The organism is Ancylothrix sp. D3o (genome assembly GCF_025370775.1).
Taxonomy (GTDB): Bacteria; Cyanobacteriota; Cyanobacteriia; order Cyanobacteriales; family Oscillatoriaceae; genus Ancylothrix.
In genome coordinates, this window is sequence record NZ_JAMXEX010000101.1 from 1 (window position 1) to 2,594 (window position 2,594).

At 43.9% G+C, this 2,594-nt stretch carries 2 protein-coding genes; both read right to left on the reverse strand.

Annotated elements, in window-relative coordinates:
* Window positions 1–425: helix-turn-helix domain-containing protein (locus tag NG798_RS27395; RefSeq protein ID WP_261226885.1), on the reverse strand; the 425-nt coding region annotated here is incomplete at its 3' end.
* Between the two features lie 396 nt (window positions 426–821).
* Window positions 822–2,321, reverse strand: coding sequence for a transposase (locus tag NG798_RS27400; protein ID WP_261226886.1), 1,500 nt, complete (start codon window positions 2,319–2,321; stop codon window positions 822–824).
* Window positions 2,322–2,594: the final 273 nt, after the last annotated feature.

Consider the following 2,594-nt stretch of genomic DNA (forward strand, 5'->3'; position numbering starts at 1 on the left):
GTTCGTTTCCATTTTAGTCCTTTTTTTTTGAGTATCTTACGGATTTGTGCGGGACTTAATTCCACTTGACGCTCTTGTTTAAGCAAAATTGATAATAGTTTACTATTATAAGTTCTTTCGTCCAACGCACAGCGCTCCTCCAAATACTGTATATCGGCTTCTTGCCACGTCTTTTTTCTTCCGCTTCTTGGTGCATCCCACAGCCCATCTTCTCCTTTTAGTATCCACATCTGAAGGCTTCTTCTGACTGTATTGGCAGCCCAATTCATCCATTCTGCTATTTGAGCTACTGTCCACCCTTTTGAACTCAAGCATAGAACTTCGGCTCTTTTTCTCGTCCTTTCTGGCACTTGAAGATTTTGGCTTAACTCCCGTAGCTTTTGGAATTCTAGCTCACTAAGACTAATTTTTAATCGGGCTGGCATATTGTGATTGCCTCTTTTTTATAGGTTTTTCTATTTTACGTTTAATTAGGCACACCTACTTAGCAGTGAAGAACAGCACAACTATAAGTCAAAACAATGAGCAGAATTCAAAGGCTTGAGTTTTCTCTAAATTTTAATCCGACTCTTACAGTCCGTCTTGCTGGTGATATTGAACAGTTCACTCGTATGTTGTTTCTTGAAAGGATTCAACCCACTGCCTACCCCCCAAGAAATTGCCCTAACCAACCGACTAGCCTTGTGACTATCACCAAAACCGGCAAGCTAAAAATTGGTAGCCGAGTCATCAAGACCCTCGATATTCTATCTAGTAGTCTAAGATTACACCTTACCCCAGGAACTAAAAAACCGACACTTTGCAGGTGCCGGTTTGTAGGGTTAAGTAGGGTTAGGTTGGTTGCGCCACTCCTTGACCAATTCTTTGAAAAGAAGCTTAACGGCCTTGGAGCAACACCGGCTTTGAGCGATGCGATTGAGCGATCCTTTAATCGACCCCTTCAATTTAGACTTAGCCGTTTTGTTGAGTTTGCGGACTTGGGAAGCTTTGGCAGTACGTTCGAGACATTCTCCCAGGAGCTTAACTTTAGGGTTTTTGGTTTTGCGGCAGTAATCTAAAAAGTCTTGTGCAGTCTCAAAATCATCAAACAAAGTCTCAAGGGTTTTTTCGAGTTCCTGAACTTGCGCCGGCACCCCAGCTTTCTCACGTTGCAGCCGTTCCCTCAAATAATTGCCGATGTCATTGGTAAGGCAACCATGATTAATCCGTTGGACTTTCTCACCGGCCTTATTGGTGAACTCATAAGATGTATTGGGTTCTATCCGAGAATAAACCCAGATCCAGAGGGCAGAGCGGGCATAAGTAGAGCCGTCGGTATTTAAGCCGGACTTTTGACCGGATGACCGCTGATAAGGAGCGAAACCTAGCCGAGCATGAAAGAGACGCTCACCTTTATTTTGACGCGAGGGTTTACCGGATTCGGTGTTATTGCGTTTGGTTGTACGCAACGGCGAGCCGCTATCATTAAGGAACTGCTCAAACGGGTAAAGCTGGCTAAGAAGTATGGCGCAATGAACATCGCCAAATCCAAACCTAGTTTTAAAGACCCGCAGATATTTCTCGAATTCAGGACAGCGAAGCGCGTCACCTATCTCTCTTTCAATCTGCCATTTTTCAGAGGATGAGATACAGATTGCAAGAGCTTTTTTTTGTAGGTAATCAGTAAATCCGTGCTTACCGCTGCCAACGGTTTGAGTAAGGGCTTTGCGGTAAGTTGTAAAATGTCGCTTTTGTGTCATAGTTTCAGGGCTATAGCCACCGGCCACAAATGCCCAAAACAGCGGCCAGTCTCCGTTAGCCTGACAATCAGATTCAATTGCCTTTTTTTCCGGCCACTCTATAACTAATTGAGCCTTACCCTGGTTAATGTGGGCTGTTAAGTCTTTGGTGGCGCGTTGGTGCTGTAGGTAAAGGTCATGCAGCTTTTGAATTTGAGGGTCTTTCTGCTTGATAAAAGCGCGAGGATTTAAGAGTTTATCCCAGCCATAGATCATAAGCGCTGCGGCGTCATCTTGATCTGTTTTATTGCGCCAAAACAAAACCGATTCAGCGTAAGCGCGGAGAATATTGTTAGAAACTGCCAAGACCTCGAAACCGTGCATTTTGAGGACTTGCAACCATAGCCGGCCATCTTTACCAGTTGGCTCCAAAATGATTATGTTGCGCCCGTCTATTTTTCTAGTTAGAAACTCATTGAGGCCGGCGGTGTCGGCTTGTACAGATTGATAGATGGTAGTATTTTTGAACTCATCAGGGTCAATTGGTTTGAAATCCGACCAGCAAAAAACTGCGGTACCTCGACCAGAGTCGAGTCCGAACATTCTGATTTTTTCCATTGTTTAAGGTGTATATCGCGTGTTTTAAAGATTGCAACCGGCCTGCGAATTACCAAAGCGAACAACACCCGAAGGTGAGCCTAATTCTATCTGAAAGCCTTAATGGTTGAATCTGGTTTTTGGGAGAAAGAAAGGCGAGCCTATGAAATCCTAAAGGCAACTATTTAGAGCCTGTTTCCTGTTATAGCATTACGCGCATACGTTAGGACAATTTTTAAAAGCAGAATCCACACATTCTTGCAGAGTTTCAAACTCTTT

Coding starts and splice junctions, on each gene's coding strand:
- NG798_RS27400 (WP_261226886.1), bottom strand. CDS start 2,321: ATGTTCGGACTCGACTCTGGTCGAGGTACCGCAGTTTTTTGCTGGTCG.